Below are 13337 nucleotides of genomic sequence, written 5' to 3'. Positions count from 1 at the left end.
ATGCCCTAAATTGGCAATTGTTCTCTTTACGAGATTCGTTTTTACCGCTGGCGAATCACTGCAATGCAGCGGAGGGTACATACAAAGTCTATTTGAGGAGAGGGGAATGCCCAATCTTACGGAGGCAATTTTTGGTGGCAAACGCATCGACATCAATGAGGCACTAACATATCGGACGCAGTACGGAAAAAACTTAGGGACGGCTGTTTTTCGGTGCCCCGAGTGCGGAGAACAAGTCAGACCGCATAAAAGTGGCGGAGGGGCAGAAGCCCACTTCGAACACCTTGCTAGAAACCCGGATTGTTCGTTGAGCCATAAAGCCCGGATGAAAGACAGTAACCCGGATTGGGTTAGAGATGAACTCATTCTTGCCCTTGATGTGTACCTGAGGCATCGCCCGAATCCTCCGGCTAAGACGAGTGAAGAAATCAATCAACTCAGCAGGCAGCTTCAAAGCCTAGCCCCACTCCTTTTTCCGCACTACGCGATTTCGGACACCTTTCGTAACGTGAATGGTGTTTACATGAAGCTAATGAACTTCAGGCGGCTTGACTCTCAATACACTTCGCATAACAAATCAGGTTTGGCTAGGGGTTCAAAGGGCGATGAACTGGTTTGGGAAGAGTTCTCGCAGTTCCCTGGAAGATGCACCGAAGTCGCGAATGCGATTATCGGAAGTCTTGAGAATTTTGGGGCTGATGGTGGGGAGGGAAGTGGTGCCATTTCGGAGGACATTGAGGAAGCACCTGAAGGACGCTTGCTTACTCGAACGCACTTAGTCAGGGAACGTGACCGAAAATTAGTTGAAGCTAAGCGAAATAGGGTTTTGAAAAAGAGTGGCAAGCTTGAATGCGTGGTTTGCGGTTTCGATTTTTCCATGAAGTATGGGGAATATGGCTCGGGCTATATTGAGTGCCACCACACGAAACCTCTGGCAAGTCTCTCGGCAGGGCACAAAACTCACATTGATGATCTAGAGCTTGTTTGTTCGAACTGCCACCGCATGATTCACAGAAAACGGCAGTGGCTCTCGATTGCGGAATTGAAGGGGTTTGTACGAAATTAATCCCCTACCGGGGGAAACCTGCTGGGCATCAAGAAGAGGAAGGCCTCTCGGAAATTTTCGTCGGATTTCATGGATGCTTGTGCTTGTTGCCGGGAGGGAGGAGAATGCTGCATACGTAAATGTTGCCGGGAACGGCGCTGGGAACAATTCGCAGGGGACTCCTCTGGAACCCGCATGAATACTAGGACTGGTAGATAGTTGAGGTAATCCCTCCCTCTCCGCCAGTTTTGAAAAAAGCCCTTGATTCCTCAAGGGCTTTTTTTTTATTGGTAGCGGCCTGTTGACGGTCCGCTGGGGGTCTTCGCGAGGCGCACTCGCCGGTGGGCCTTTCTCTCGCCGCAAGCCGCTGGATAAGCTGCGACATTTGACGAACGGATGGAGCGTCGTAGTGAAAACCTTGGCGCTGTACGTGGCCAGCGCATTGTTCGTGTTGCGCGATGGTTCAGGCGCGCGCGCTGTCGTCTTCCCGTGATTCGAACTCCACGAGGCGGCGCGTGACTTGCCGCCGGCAACCGTGTTCCGGGACCGGGCGAGCAGAAGGGATCCGGCAGGTCAGGCCGCCTGCGCTCCGACGCCGCTCATCGGGTCGTATCCGCAGGCTGCCATCCCGCCGGATTGCAGATCGCTTCTTCGGCTTCCCGGATCAGCCCGAGCGATATGGCGTGGCGTCCGCCCTCGTATTCCGTGGACAGCCAGGCCTCCAGGATGTCCAGCGCCTCCAGCACTCCGGTGATCTTGCCGCCCAGGACCAGGATGTTGGAGTCATTGTGCGCGCGCGTCATCTTGGCCATGAAGGTGCTGGTGCACAGCGACGCCCTCACGCCCTTGAACTTGTTGGCGATGATGCTCATCCCGATGCCTGTCGAGCAGATCAGGATGCCGCGCGCAACACGTCCCTCGGAAACGGCGCCGGCCACTTTCTGCGCGAAATAAGGGTAGCGAACGATATCCGTCGACCCCGTTCCGACATCGTTGAGTGCGATTCCCTTCCTGTTCAGAAACTCGACGATCTGCGACTTCAGCTCGAAGCCGCCGTGGTCGTTGCCAATCCATATCTCATTGACGTTCATCGATCGTTCTCCCTCGGTTTTGCCTCGTTACGCGCCGGCCGGTATCGCTACCGGCCGGACTGCCCGTCATTCCAGGATTTCGCATTGAATCTGCTTCAATTCGCAGAACTTCGCCAAGGCATCGAGATGATCCCCGTAGATGCCGTGCACGTGATTGCTGTCGTAGCCGTCGATCACCCGCCGCGGATCGGCATCCGGCACCAGGAAGCCATGCGGCCAGACCGGACAGGATTCCTGGAGCTTTTCTTCCGGAAACGACTGGAGCCGGCCGCGGAACAGGGTCATCTTGTACCGCTCGCCGACCCGGCTCAGGCGTCCCAGCGTCATCTCGCCCGCGGCGGCGACGTACTGCACGTGGCAGCCCTTTCCACCGTATTTGTTGATGATCGGATGCAGGGTGACCTTTTTCAGATTGGTTCCAGGGTCGTCGCTGCGGGCCGCGTACCAGGTTGACATGGCGCCGCAGTTGCAGAACACGAACACGCCCGCCGCCTTGTCGTAGTGCCGAAAATCGAAGAACAGGGCCGGTTGCCGCGAGATCAGTTTCATGATCTGCATGGTCAGGGCCCCGTCCGCATCGGCCTCGCACGAATAGACCGTCGGCTGCCTGGCGCCGTCCCAGTCGTATGGATCGTTGAACAGCGCCGCCGACAGGCACTGGGTAACGTAGTACTCGCTGAGGTCGTAGTGGCATTTCACGCCGACGAAGTCGAAATGGCGCTCGTCGATCAATTCCCGGGTGGCCATATGGCAGCGGATCTGCATTTTCAGCGAATCGGGCGTCAGCTTGTCGCCGTCATAGCGGATAGCTCCCGTCTTCTGCGACAGCCAGGCCAATGCCGCGTCGACCCTGACCTCTTCGACGAGGGCCGCGCGACGCAGGATTTCGGATTGGTTGACGTGATCCGCATCGACGCCGAAAATCCTCATCCAGGCATCGGCATTGACCGCTCCGGAAGCCATGCCGATACTCCGGCCGCCGATCAGGCCGTAGACCTGCCCCTTCAGCCGGGTGACGGCATGCGCGGCCCGGAGGAACGAGATGACGCGCCGCAAGGTCGCGTCTTCCTCGATGTTGCCCCACACCTTGTCGCACTTCAGTCCGACTTGCCGGATGGCGTTGGTGGCCGCCTGCAGGCCGCCCAGCCCGGGCAGCTTGCCGTTGACCGGGGCGATCGCCAGGCAGGGCGACGTGAGCAGCGAGGCGGCAATCATGGCGAAGTTGGGAAAGGCGAACACGGGAATGTTCAGAATCACCGCATCGGGGTATCCGGCCAGGCAGGCGATGGCCTCCGATTTGGCCAGCGCGTTGTTCCAGACGATGTTGCCGGCAACCCGGACCTTGATTTCGCCGGCGCTCTCCAGGCTCGCCCGGAGGCGTTCGGCCTGCTCGGCGATGTAGGGTTCGAGCGTGTCATGAACCCTTTTCCGGCCGTCCGAGAACGAGAGGATGGTTACGTTGATCATTGGGTGTTCCCTGTCGTTAGGCATGGTCGTGGGTGACGGGGCGGCAAGTCCGTTCTCCCCGGATGGAATCCCGGTCCGTGTCACGAATCCTCCAGGAAGGACCTGACCGCCAGCACCCCGAGCCGGGGGCTTGAAAAGACGGGCAGGCCCGTGGCTTGCTCGATTGCGTCCTGCATTCGCGCCATCGACCCCTGGGCCAGAACGACGACGTCGGCTTCGCTGGCGGCGGCGATGGCCGCCTTGAACAGCAATTCGTCGTGCACCTCCGGCCGGCCTTCCACGAGCGCTTCGAATGCCCCGTTCGCCAATCCTTCGACGATATTGACCGGCTTGCCCAGCTGTCCCGCCACCGAGCGGACGAGGCGGAGCGTCGGCACGATCGTCGTCGGATTGGTCATCATCACGGCGATCGAAGCGCCCGTCTCGACGGCCTTCCGGACCATCGGCTCGTCGATCTTCAGGATCGGCACGCGCGAGAAGGGGGCGATCTGATCGACGACATCGCCCATCGATGAACAGGTATTGAGAATGACATCGGCCCCCATGTCCTCGCAGGCACGGTAATACGACGCCAGACGCCGTCGGACGTCCGTGGTGACGAAGTACCCCGCCCGGATGACGTCCGCAATCAGGCTGTCGTCGAAGATGTTGACCAGCCGGTGCCCGGGCATCAGCTCGGCAAACAGGGCCCGGGTTGGATCGATGAGAGACTGGGCCGTATAGACGGCCGCGATGGTTTTCATTTCCGCTCCTTGATGTTGGACGCAGTGCGTCGGGCTGCCGCCGGATGGCCTTCTCGCGGGTGGCGCATTCATCGCCTCACTTTGCCTGGAGGCCGCACATCCGCGCCGCGAATTCGCCGTGGAGCGCCACCAGTCGATCTTCGAGCGCATCCTTTTGCGCATCGGCCTCGTGCGCCTCGGCCTCGTAGCCGGCCAGGATCGTCTGCAATCCCTCGCGAAGCGAAATGTCCGCCTTGAAATCCGGAATCACGCTGCGCAGTTTCGAGTTGTCGAACAACCCTGAATACGACTTTTCGAAATACAGGTGAGAGCAAAGGTCAGGCGCCGCCTTGCGCAACAGCTCGGAAGGGAGGTGGACGATCTCCGGCGTCTTCCCGACGAGGCGGCCGAATTCCAGGTACAGGTCGTCCCATACCCGGCGTTCTTCGCTGGTCACGTGAAAATCTTCGCCGAAGGTCTTCGGATTCCCGGCGATGCCCACATAGGCCTTGGCCAGATCGGGAACAAAAGTGAAACTCCAGGGAGTCGTACCGTCCCCGAACATGACCAGCGGCTTGCCCTGCCTGATCCGGTGGACGATCCCGCAATTCTGTCGAAGCACGCCGATATTGGCCGCGCCGGGACCATAGGTCAGCGACGGACGGACGACGGTGATGGGTAATCCGTCCCGCCGGATCGCCTCCCGCAGGATTTTCTCCATCTCCGCCTTGTGGAACGCATAGAGAAAGGCCGGGTCGTCCCAGAGCGTCTCCTCGGCCTCCTGCGTGGGCACGCTCCGATACGGCCGCCGGTAGGCGGCGATGCTCGAGGTCACGATGATCTGGCCGGCCCGGCCCGCGAACGCGCGAATCGTCGAGCGTGCGTCGTCGGCGTTGAAGCAGATCATGTCGATGACTGCGTCGTACCGCGTTTTCCGCATGCCGTCCTCGAATTCGGCCCGCCTGAGGCGATCTCCGATCAATTGGCCTACCTCTTTGCCGAACCCCGGATCACGCAGGCCGCGGTTGTAGACCGTCACGCCGTGCCCGGCGGCGATCAGCTGCCGGACTATCTCCCGGCTGATCACCCCGGTGCCTCCCAAGATCAGGATTTTCATCGCCATGCCTCAGCGGCGTCTGCCGATCACGTGTCCGCTCGATTCCTCGTACAGCTTGATCACGCTGCACAAGTCCTCGTCCCCCCATCCTTTTTCGAGCGCTTTGCCGAAGGCCTCCCTGACCGCGTCGAACACCGGCGTGGCCACGCCCAGCTCCGCGGCCAATCGGCCAACCAGTCCCGCATCCTTGTTCATCATCGCCAGGGAGAACGCGGGGGAAAAATCGCGGCTGATGATCTTCGGGAGCTTGGCTTCGGAGACCGCGCTCCTGGCGCCGCCTTGCCCCACGATTTCAAGAAACAATTCCGGATCGATGCCGCTCTTGCCGACAATGGACACGGCCTCGACGAACGACAGCAGGTTGATGGCGTACATCGTGTTGTTGGCCAGCTTCGCGTAGGAGCCGGAGCCGCTCTCTCCCAGGTAGTACGCGGCCTTGCCCATGGCCATGAAAAGCGGTTTGCAACGCTCGAAGATTTCCTTGTCGCCGCCGACCATGAATCCCAGCTTCGCCTCCCTGGCTTGGGGCGCGCTGCCCGTCACCGGGCAGTCCAGCATGTGAATTCCCCGTGCGGCGGCGGTTTCGGCCATCCGCTTGCTGGTCGAGGGAAGAATCGTGCTGCCGTTGAGGATCACCAGGCCCGGCCTTGCGCCCTCGGCCAGGCCGTTCTCGCCGAGCACGATCTCTTCGACATCCCTGTCCGCCGTCACCATGACGACCACGGCGTCGGACCTGGCGGCAAGGTCGGCCGGCGTGGGGCTGCGCACGGCGCCCCGTTCTTCCAGAAGCCGGGCCTTTCCGTCCGAACGCGCGAAGACACAAAGTTCATAACCGGCTTTCATCAGGTTTTCCGCCATGGAAAACCCCATGATGCCCAGCCCGACGAAACCTATTTTTTTCATTGCAAGCCCACTCCAGAAAATTGCCGCACGCAAAAATCAGGCAGCGTCCCCGGGAACGCGCGGCCGTGGCCGCCCGGCAAACACCGCGACAAAGGATGCACGACCTAACCGATGAATTCGACCGGCCTCATGATCTTCCTGGATTCTCTCCTGAGGACGAGGATGCGTTGAACGACGATGAATACGCACAACAGGAATGCGATCGCGATGCGCGTCCACCACGAATTCAAGTCGCCCTGGAAGGTGATGAGCGTTTGCATGATGCCCTCGATCATCACGCCGAAAACCGCGCCGACGACATACCCGACGCCGCCCGTCATCAGCGTGCCTCCGATCACCGCCGCGGCGATGGCGTCCATCTCCAGGGCCATGGCATTCAGGCCGTAGGCTGAAAGCATGTAGAAGCAGAACACGATGCCGGCGAGCCCGGAGGTGAAACCGCTCAGCGTGTAGGCCAGGACCTTGGTCCTATCCACGGGCAAGCCCATGAGTCGCGCCGATTGCTCGTTGCCTCCAATGGCGTAGATGGCCCTGCCGAACTTCGTGAAGTGGGCGATGTAGATATAGAGAGCCAGGATGACCAGGGCGATGATCACGCTGGTCGAAATCACGGCGCCCGGCATCAGCTTGATGCGGGTCGTGGCCATGGTCATGAAGAAGGGGTCCGTGATGGGCACGGTATCCTGATTGATCATGAAGCAAAGGCCGCGGGCGATGAACATTCCGCACAAGGTGGCGATGAACGGCTGGAACTTCCGGTAGGTGATCAGCCACCCCTGCACGAGCCCGAAGAGCGAGCAGACCAGGAGCACCGCCAGGATGGCGAGCGCCGGATGGAAGTTCAGGTGCGACATCGAGTACGCCACGACCATCGACGACAGGGCGATGAGCGCCCCGCACGACAGGTCGATGCCGCCCATGATGATGATCATCGCCTGGCTGAGCGCGACGATGATCAGGAACGAATTGTCCACCAGCAGGTTCAATACGACCTGCATCGAGAAGAATCCCCGATAGGAAACCGAACCGGCGACGAACAGCCCGCCAAAAAGGGCGATGGTGATGAGCAGAGGAATGAACTTGGAGTTGATCTGCAGCGTTCTCATGCCTTGGCCTCCTGGGTTTTCAGTGACGGCTCGCCTGCCGGCGCCTTGACCGCTTTCCTGCCCATCTGCGATTGGATCAGGTAGATCACGATGACCACCAGGGCCTTGACCACCATGGTCACTTCGGGTGGAACGCCTATGGCATAAATGGTGGTGGTCAGGGTTTGCACGACCAGGGCTCCGATCACGCTGCCGACCACCGAGAACCGTCCCCCGGCCATCGAATTCCCACCCAGCACGACCGAGAGGATCGCGTCGAGCTCGATGAACAGGCCGGCGCTGTTGGCGTCCGCCGATTTCACCTCGGAAGCGATGATGATTCCCGCGATGCCGGCGCACAGACCGCTGATCGCATAACAGGCCCAGACGATCGTCTGTACGTTCAACCCGGTAAACCGGCTGGACACCTTGTTGGAGCCGATGGATTCCAGGAAGAGGCCGAAGGCGGTCTTCTTTATGAGCCACATGATGAGCACCAGAAATGCGGCAACGAGGTAGATGGAGAAAGGCAAGCCCAGGAAAAAGCCGGAACCGATGTAGAAAAACGGCTCGTAGTAGACGGTGATCACGTTGCCGTCGACGACGAGCTGGGCGATGCCTCGCCCCGCGACCAGCAGGATGAGCGTCCCGACCATCGCGTTGACCCCCAGCTTGGCGATCAGCAGCCCGTTCCATATCCCGGATACGACCGAAACGGCGAGGGCCACGAGGATCGCCACCGACATCGGGTAGTGCGCGGCATATTTCTGAACGCCGTCCACGAAGACCATGTCGCCGCCGATCATGATGGCGGTGATCGCTCCCGAAATCGCCAGGACCGAGCCCACCGAAATATCGATGCCGCCGGAGGCGATGACCAGGGTCATGCCGATCGCCATGAACATCAGCGGCGTCGCCCGATTGACGATGTCGATCAGGCTGCCGTAGAGATGCCCGTCGATGATCTCGATGTGGAAGAACCCCTTGATGTAAAAGAAATCGAATACCAGGAGCACGACCAAGGCAAACAGCGGCCAGAAGAGTTGATGATCGATGAGCCTTTTGTCCATCTTCTTTCTGGTGTTCATCAATGCTGTCCTCCCGCAATGGTTCTCATGACGTTCAACTCCGAGATGTCCTTGCCCCGCAGCTCCCCGATCTTCTGCTTGTCTTTGTAGACCGCCATCCGGCCGCAGCAACGAACCATCTCGTCGAGTTCCGAAGAAATCAGCAGCACCGCTTTCCCTTCGCCGGCCAATTGAAGAACCAGTTTCTGTACCTCGGCCTTCGCGCCGATGTCGATCCCGCGCGTCGGCTCATCCAGGATCAGCAATTCCGGGTCGGTCGCCAGCCAGCGCGCCAGGAGCACTTTCTGCTGGTTCCCGCCGCTCAGATTCCCGACCAATTGCTCGATGCTGGGCGTGATTATGTTCAGCAGCTTGACGTATCTGTCCGCGATGTCTTCCTGCTCCTTGCGGGTCAGAAAGGCCGTCAGGCCCCGTTTTCCCTGCAATGCCAGGACGATGTTTTCCCTGATCGTGAGATTGGCGACGATGCCTTCCGTCTTCCTGTTCTCCGAACAAAAGCCGAAGCCCAGCCGGATCGCGTCGGCCGGCGTGTTGATCGAGACCTTCCTGGTGTTTACATGGACGTCGCCGCTGTCCGGCCGATCGATTCCGAAAATCACCCGTGCGCTTTCGGTGCGGCCCGACCCCAGCAAGCCGGCCAGTCCCACCACCTCACCCTTGCCGATGCACAGGTCGAACGGCGCTATCGAACCTTGCTGCCCCAGCCGTTCGGCCTTGTAGAAGGTTCTTTCATCCGCGGCGGGGTCGGCATCCTGCACATTTTCCTTGATCGCCTTGTCGAATTCCGCCAGATCCTTGCCGATCATCCTGGCGATCAATTGCAGGCGATCCAGTTTGGCTGTCTCGAATTGGCCGACCAGCCGCCCGTTGCGCAGGATCGTGATTTGATCGGTGACTTCGTACACCTGCTCGAGAAAATGGGTGATGAAGATGATGCCGATCCCTTCGCCTTTCAGCTTGCGCATGACCCGGAAAAGATTGGCGACTTCCGTCTTGTTGAGGCTCGAAGTCGGTTCGTCCAGCACGAGAATCTTTGCCGAAATGTCCAGCGCCCGTGCAATCGCCACCATCTGCTGAATGGCCACCGAGTATTCGTCGAGCCTCGCCGTTACGTCCAGTCTGACGTTCAACCGAGCCAACGCCGCCGCCGCGCGCTGATTCACTCCTTCCCAGTCGATCTTCCCGTGTTTGATCGGCTCGCGGCCGACGAAGATGTTTTCGGCCACCGAAAGGTTGGGGCACAGGTTCACCTCCTGGTACACCGTGCTGATTCCCAGTGCCGGCGCCTCCATGGGCGTCTTCGGACGGATCGGATTCCCTTCCAGATGAATGTCGCCGCGCTCGTTGATCTCGACGCCTGTCAGAACCTTGATCAAGGTTGATTTGCCGGCGCCGTTCTCGCCGCAAATCGCGTGGATCTCGCCGTGCCGAAGTTCAAAATCAACATTGTCGAGCGCCTTCACGCCCGGAAATTCCTTGCTGATGCCTTGCATTTTCAAGAGTGGATTGGTCGTCCCCATGGCCCTTTTTTCCCTCGATTGCGTTGATTCGGAAAAAACCCGTCCCCGGGGTCCGCGATCGGCCCCTCATCTCGCTGGCGATACAAGGTGCTTGCCGCGTTACCCCGGGAGGGAAGCGCAATATCGGCGACGCTCTAATACAGGCGGTTGGGCAGTTCCCTGGCGGCGACCTCAGCCGGATAAACCGTGTTCTTGAGCTTTACCCAAGGCGGAATCGGTTTCTTGGCCTGGTAATCCCGAATCACCTGGATGAGCGGCTTGGCGTAGTCGACCGGATTTTCGACCGTCGCGGCCTGCTTGCCGGCGATCATGGCCTCAAAGGCGCCCTTCACTCCATCGATGCCGACGATGACGATATCCTTCCCCGGCTTCAGACCGGCCTCTTCGATGGCCTGCATGGCGCCGATGCCCATGTCGTCGGAATGCGAGAACAGCGCGTCGATCTTGATGCCTTCGGCCTTCGTCGATTTCAAGAACGCCTCCATGACCTCCTTGCCTTTCGCGCGAGTGAAGTCGCCCGACTGAGTCTTGACGATCTTCAGTTTGCTTTGCCCCTTGATGACTTCGTCGAAACCCGCTTTTCTTTCGACCGCCGACGAAGCGCCGACCGTGCCCTCGAGTTGCACGACGTTCACGGTGCCGCTGGCGTCCTTGAATTTCTCGATCATGTAGTTGGCGGCAAACCGGCCCGCGTCCATATTGTCCGGACCGATGAACGTGACGGTATGGTCCTCCAGCTTGACGGCGCTGGTCTTCACCAGGCGGTTGATGACGATGACCGGAATCTTCGCTTCCTTCGCTTCCTGTAGCACGGCATCCCAGCCGGTCTGCACGACGGGAGCGAAGACGATGAAGTCCACCTTCTGCAAGATGAACGTGCGCAACGCCTTGAGCTGGTTTTCCTGCTTCTGCTGCGCGTCGGAGAAGATCAGTTCCATATCCTTCTCCTTGCCGATCGTTTCTTTCATGATCTTCGACATGGCTACGCGCCATTCCGTCTCCGCGCCAACCTGCGAAAACCCGATCACCGATTTCTTGCCTGTCTGAGCCAACGACGTCTGCGGCGCCATCATGCAAAGCCCGGCCGACGCCAATAATGCCGTGAATATTCTGAATCGATTAATCATGTGTTTCCTCCAAAAAGTCTAACCCTCTTATCTGATCGTTTTCGCAGAGACGCACATTCAGGGCTTCTGCATTTCCAGAGTAACAATCCTTTTCCGGCCGCGTAAGTCGGAGATTTAATCCACCCGGGAGTCGGGTATTTCCCCCATCCGGAAGGTGGATATTTTCTCCACCTCCCCGTTCGCGCAATGCGGTATTTCGTAATGCGCAGCCTTGAATCCGCTTTCAAGGAATACAAATTTCCATATATCGCGCCGACCGCAAAAATGATTCGAAGGAAGATATTTCTATCTCGGAAAAAGAGTTAATCTAGCCTGCGGAACTGGATTTCCTTAAAGGCAATTCCATGAATCGGATTTGTTTATTCCTGCTGTCTTTCGCCGGCCTCGTCCTGTCCGGCATTCCAATGCAAGCTCTCTCGGAAACGGACCGGAGCATGAGTCCCGTCGTCTTGCGGGCGGCGCTGAACAATCCAAAAATAAGCGGCCAGTACCAGGGAATTCTGATTTTCAAAAAGCTGGTCGAGGAGAGAACCGACGGGAAGGTCGTCGTTGAAGTGATCGCCGACGGCCTGTTGGGCGACGAAGAACAACTGGCCGAGGGAATGCAGCAGGGAACCGTCGATTTCACCATCCACTCGTCGGCGAAATACGCCAATTCCGTACCGGAGATGGATATTTACAGCCCCCCTTACACATTCAAGAACTGGGCTCATATGAAGGCCGTGATGAATAGCGCGGTCAATGACAAGCTCGTGAAGATAGTGATGGAAAGACAAGGAAATCATTTTGTCGGCGTCTACACCGAGGGGGTGCGCAATGTGTTTACCCGGAAGGAAATTCATACACTCGACGACCTGAAGGGGCTCCGGCTGCGAACGATGACGGGACCGAGCGAACTCGGCGCCTGGCGGGCGCTTGGGGCCAATCCGACGCCGACTGGATACTTCGAACTGTATTCGGCGCTTCAGGCCGGGCGCGTCGATGGAGCGGAAAACACGATGACCGCGCTCATTGGAATGAAATTCCACGAAACGTCGAAGTATGTATTGAGGACGGCGCATAACCACATGGCAATGCCGGCCATCCTCAGCGGAAAATTCATCAAGAAACTGCCGAAGGACATTGGAGACATCGTAATCCAGGCCGCGCAGGATTCGGCCAAGGAGCAACTCGATTGGGCGATCGAATTCGACCAGAAAAATGAACAGATATTGAAGGAGCAGTACGGCTTGAAAGTGACCGAACTCAGCAACGCCGACTATGAACGCGCGGTGGACATATGCAGGAGCCTGCACGTGGAAAACGCCCGCAGGATCGGCATGGAAAAGGAGCAGCAGATCATCGCGGACCTGCGGAAAAAATATTGAAGGCTCGGGCCGTTTGCGTAAACCGAATTGCGCATCGACGGTTCCCAGGCGGATTTGTTCGTACTTTTCTCACTCACAGCGTTATTTATTTATGATCAGAGTTCTCGTAGTTGACGATATGGAAACCTTTCGCGAAAGGTTTTGCGAAGTTCTTTCGGACGATCCGGCGATCAAGGTCGTGGGGGTGGCGTCCTCGGGAGAAGAAGCCGTCGCGATTGCATTCAAGCAACGGCCCGATGTCATTCTCATGGATGTAATCATGGAGAACGATCGCGCCGGAATTGATGCGGCGACGCAGATCTGCACAGCTTTGAAGTCGGTGAAAATCATCATGTCCACCGTCCTCGAGGATGACGAAACCGTCTTCAATGCATTCCAGATCGGCGCCGTGGATTACCTGCTCAAGAACGCCAAGCCCGACGAGATCCTTTCAGCGGTCAAGTCGGCATACCGGGATCAGTCAACGCCTTCTCCGCTGATCGCAAAAAAACTCAGGAAGGAATTCGCGCACCTTCGCGGAAACCAGGAGTCGATGAGATTCGTGCTGCATATCGCCAGGGTGTTGACGCAGGTCGAGTTGGATATCCTTCTTTTGCTGTGCGACGGAAAGACGCGCAACGAAATATCTCATATACGTTGCATAGAGTTGTCGACCGTCAAGACGCATATCGGCAGTATTTTGAAGAAACTGGAGATGAAGAGTTCGAGCGACATCGTGAAGGCCTTGAAAAACTATCAATCCGACGATCTTCTGCGTCAGTCGATCCGCTTCTAGCCGACGCGCGCCACGCACGGCATCCCGGCG

Annotated in this window: 12 protein-coding genes; 3 read left to right on the top strand and 9 right to left on the bottom strand. The window is 58.4% G+C overall.

All coding sequences use genetic code 11. The features are described 5' to 3' along the window. Positions 1–106: 106 nt before the first annotated feature. Entirely contained in the window at positions 107–1066 is a 960-nt protein-coding gene (locus tag QM701_RS05370; protein WP_415166060.1) for an HNH endonuclease, read from the top strand. Between the two features lie 578 nt (positions 1067–1644). Here the strand turns inward: QM701_RS05370 and rpiB are convergent. The 9 genes from rpiB to QM701_RS05325 all read right to left on the bottom strand — a co-directional run bounded on the left by rpiB (position 1645) and on the right by QM701_RS05325 (position 11165). Further along, positions 1645–2136, bottom strand: coding sequence for a ribose 5-phosphate isomerase B (gene rpiB, locus QM701_RS05365; protein ID WP_415166059.1), 492 nt, complete (start codon positions 2134–2136; stop codon positions 1645–1647). Positions 2137–2202: 66 nt separating this feature from the next. Continuing rightward, on the bottom strand, positions 2203–3603 hold the full coding sequence (locus QM701_RS05360; protein ID WP_415166058.1) for an L-fucose/L-arabinose isomerase family protein: 1401 nt from the start codon (positions 3601–3603) through the stop codon (positions 2203–2205). Positions 3604–3683: 80 nt separating this feature from the next. Further along, a complete protein-coding gene (locus tag QM701_RS05355; RefSeq protein ID WP_415166057.1) occupies positions 3684–4346 on the bottom strand; it encodes an aspartate/glutamate racemase family protein in 663 nt (220 codons plus the stop codon). 76 nt (positions 4347–4422) lie between these two features. Next, positions 4423–5442 carry an NAD-dependent epimerase/dehydratase family protein gene (locus tag QM701_RS05350; RefSeq protein ID WP_415166056.1) on the bottom strand — a complete coding sequence of 340 codons (1020 nt, stop codon included), beginning with the start codon at positions 5440–5442 and terminating at the stop codon, positions 4423–4425. A 9-nt stretch (positions 5443–5451) separates the two neighbouring features. After that, on the bottom strand, positions 5452–6345 hold the full coding sequence (locus QM701_RS05345) for an NAD(P)-dependent oxidoreductase (protein WP_415166055.1): 894 nt from the start codon (positions 6343–6345) through the stop codon (positions 5452–5454). 104 nt (positions 6346–6449) lie between these two features. Continuing rightward, positions 6450–7451, bottom strand: a complete 1002-nt coding sequence (yjfF, locus tag QM701_RS05340) for a galactofuranose ABC transporter, permease protein YjfF (protein WP_415166054.1) — start codon at positions 7449–7451, stop codon at positions 6450–6452. After that, on the bottom strand, positions 7448–8518 hold the full coding sequence (locus tag QM701_RS05335) for an ABC transporter permease (protein ID WP_415166053.1): 1071 nt from the start codon (positions 8516–8518) through the stop codon (positions 7448–7450). Before QM701_RS05335 ends, yjfF begins: the two co-directional genes overlap by 4 nt. Beyond that, a complete protein-coding gene (locus QM701_RS05330) occupies positions 8518–10038 on the bottom strand; it encodes a sugar ABC transporter ATP-binding protein (RefSeq protein ID WP_415166052.1) in 1521 nt (506 codons plus the stop codon). Before QM701_RS05330 ends, QM701_RS05335 begins: the two co-directional genes overlap by 1 nt. 134 nt (positions 10039–10172) lie before the next feature. Further along, positions 10173–11165, bottom strand: a complete 993-nt coding sequence (locus QM701_RS05325) for an ABC transporter substrate-binding protein (protein WP_415166051.1) — start codon at positions 11163–11165, stop codon at positions 10173–10175. A gap of 434 nt (positions 11166–11599) precedes the next feature. Between QM701_RS05325 and QM701_RS05320 the strand changes: the two genes are divergently transcribed. Further along, a complete protein-coding gene (locus QM701_RS05320; RefSeq protein ID WP_415166050.1) occupies positions 11600–12532 on the top strand; it encodes a TRAP transporter substrate-binding protein in 933 nt (310 codons plus the stop codon). Then, the gene (locus tag QM701_RS05315) at positions 12426–13307 is read left to right on the top strand and encodes a response regulator (RefSeq protein ID WP_415166049.1); all 882 of its coding nucleotides are present in this window, start codon (positions 12426–12428) and stop codon (positions 13305–13307) included. Before QM701_RS05320 ends, QM701_RS05315 begins: the two co-directional genes overlap by 107 nt. Positions 13308–13337 lie beyond the last annotated feature (30 nt).

It is taken from the genome of Propionivibrio sp., assembly GCF_047602565.1.
In the GTDB taxonomy this organism is placed as follows: domain Bacteria; phylum Pseudomonadota; class Gammaproteobacteria; order Burkholderiales; family Rhodocyclaceae; genus Propionivibrio.
Note: the sequence above shows the minus strand (reverse complement) of the source record. Positions and strands in the feature narration are given on the sequence as shown.

Bases quoted from the DNA above. Each gene is read 5' to 3' on its own strand.
- QM701_RS05370 (WP_415166060.1), top strand. From the start codon at position 107: ATGCCCAATCTTACGGAGGCAATTTTTGGTGGCAAACGCATCGACATC.
- rpiB (WP_415166059.1), bottom strand. From the start codon at position 2,136: ATGAACGTCAATGAGATATGGATTGGCAACGACCACGGCGGCTTCGAG.
- QM701_RS05360 (WP_415166058.1), bottom strand. From the start codon at position 3,603: ATGATCAACGTAACCATCCTCTCGTTCTCGGACGGCCGGAAAAGGGTT.
- QM701_RS05355 (WP_415166057.1), bottom strand. From the start codon at position 4,346: ATGAAAACCATCGCGGCCGTCTATACGGCCCAGTCTCTCATCGATCCA.
- QM701_RS05350 (WP_415166056.1), bottom strand. From the start codon at position 5,442: ATGAAAATCCTGATCTTGGGAGGCACCGGGGTGATCAGCCGGGAGATA.
- QM701_RS05345 (WP_415166055.1), bottom strand. From the start codon at position 6,345: ATGAAAAAAATAGGTTTCGTCGGGCTGGGCATCATGGGGTTTTCCATG.
- yjfF (WP_415166054.1), bottom strand. From the start codon at position 7,451: ATGAGAACGCTGCAGATCAACTCCAAGTTCATTCCTCTGCTCATCACC.
- QM701_RS05335 (WP_415166053.1), bottom strand. From the start codon at position 8,518: ATGAACACCAGAAAGAAGATGGACAAAAGGCTCATCGATCATCAACTC.
- QM701_RS05330 (WP_415166052.1), bottom strand. From the start codon at position 10,038: ATGGGGACGACCAATCCACTCTTGAAAATGCAAGGCATCAGCAAGGAA.
- QM701_RS05325 (WP_415166051.1), bottom strand. From the start codon at position 11,165: ATGATTAATCGATTCAGAATATTCACGGCATTATTGGCGTCGGCCGGG.
- QM701_RS05320 (WP_415166050.1), top strand. From the start codon at position 11,600: ATGAGTCCCGTCGTCTTGCGGGCGGCGCTGAACAATCCAAAAATAAGC.
- QM701_RS05315 (WP_415166049.1), top strand. From the start codon at position 12,426: ATGAACGCGCGGTGGACATATGCAGGAGCCTGCACGTGGAAAACGCCC.